The following is a 1,315-nucleotide window of genomic DNA, read 5'->3' on the forward strand; positions in this document are numbered from 1 at the left end:
TGAATCGCTCCGGGAATCGAGGAGGCTGTTTGGTTAAAGTACAGCGTTCATCGGCACAGCGTCAGAGTGGGTACGGTGGTAGAGTTCTTCGGCCTGTGCAGGAGGAATATACCCGATTGATCCGAGCAGGCGCTGATGGTTGTACCAGGCGACCCATTCCAGCGTAGCCAATTCCACGGCAGCCCTGGTTTTCCAGGGCGCTCGGCGATGGATCAGCTCGGCCTTGTACAGCCCGTTGATGGTTTCCGCCAATGCGTTGTCATAGCTATCGCCTCGGCTACCGACCGACGGTTCAATGCCTGCCTGGGCCAGGCGTTCGGTGTAGCGGATGGACACGTATTGGACGCCTCGGTCGGAATGGTGGATCAAGGACTCGGCGGGACTCCGGTCATACAGAGCCTGCTCCAGGGCATCAAGCACGAAGTCTGTGCTCATGGTGTTGCTGACACGCCAGCCCACGATGCGCCGGGCAAACACGTCGATGACGAAGGCCACATACAGCCAGCCTTGCCAGGTCGACACGTAGGTGAAGTCTGAGACCCATAACTGATTGGGTCTGTCGGCGTGGAAGTGCCGATTGACCCGATCCAGTGGGCATGCCTGCGAACTGTCGGCCATGGTGGTACGCACTCGTTTGCCCCGGCGCACCCCCTGCAAACCGAGGCGGCGCATCAGGCGCTCGACCGTGCAGCGGGCCACGGCAATGCCTTCACGCTGCAGCTGGTGCCAGACCTTGCGCACACCGTAGACCTGCATGTTGGCTTGCCAAACACGCCCAATCTCTGCCATCAAACCCTCGTCGCGCTGGCTGCGCGCGCTGCGCAGTTCTGGACGTCGTTGGCGAGCGGCATGACGCCGATACGCTGATGGGGCAACCTGCAACACCGTGCAGATCGGCTCGACCCCGTAGACGTCCCGGTGCCGGTCGATATAGGCGTTTATTTCTTCAATTCGCGGTCGAGCGCCGCCTGGGCGAAAAAAGCACTAGCCGACTTCAGGATCTCGTTGGCTCGGCGCAGTTCTTTGTTCTCTCGTTCCAGCGCCTTCATGCGTTCGCGTTCGCTGCTGGTCATGCCATCACGCATGCCGCTGTCGATCTCGCTGCGCTTGACCCAATCGAGCAACGTAGCCGGTACGCAACCGATCTTCGGCGCTATGGACTCAACAGCCGCCCATAGCGAGGGGTACTCACCACGGTGCTCCTGTACCAAGCGCACGGCACGTTCACGCACTTCAGGGGAAAACTTGTTCTGCTTACTCATAGTGGCTCCATTCTCTCAAAGGTTGGAGCCTCCTCAAAACCCGGGGCGATTCA

1 protein-coding gene and 1 other annotated feature are annotated in these 1,315 nt (G+C 60.2%); the gene reads right to left on the reverse strand.

Annotated features, from left to right (window positions below; all coding sequences use genetic code 11):
• Positions 1–33 precede the first annotated feature (33 nt).
• Positions 34–1,262 (reverse strand): IS3 family transposase gene (locus VF694_RS16385; RefSeq protein WP_100214945.1). Its coding sequence is split into 2 segments (ribosomal slippage): positions 34–983 and positions 983–1,262, totalling 1,230 coding nucleotides; the frame shifts between segments, so codons are not numbered across the junction.
• Positions 868–984, reverse strand: a sequence feature (AL1L pseudoknot). (Overlaps the previous gene by 117 nt.)
• Positions 1,263–1,315 lie beyond the last annotated feature (53 nt).

Origin of the sequence: Alcaligenes sp. Lyrl_28 (genome assembly GCF_051948705.1) — a bacterium.
Taxonomy (GTDB): domain Bacteria; phylum Pseudomonadota; class Gammaproteobacteria; order Burkholderiales; family Burkholderiaceae_B; genus Alcaligenes; species Alcaligenes ammonioxydans.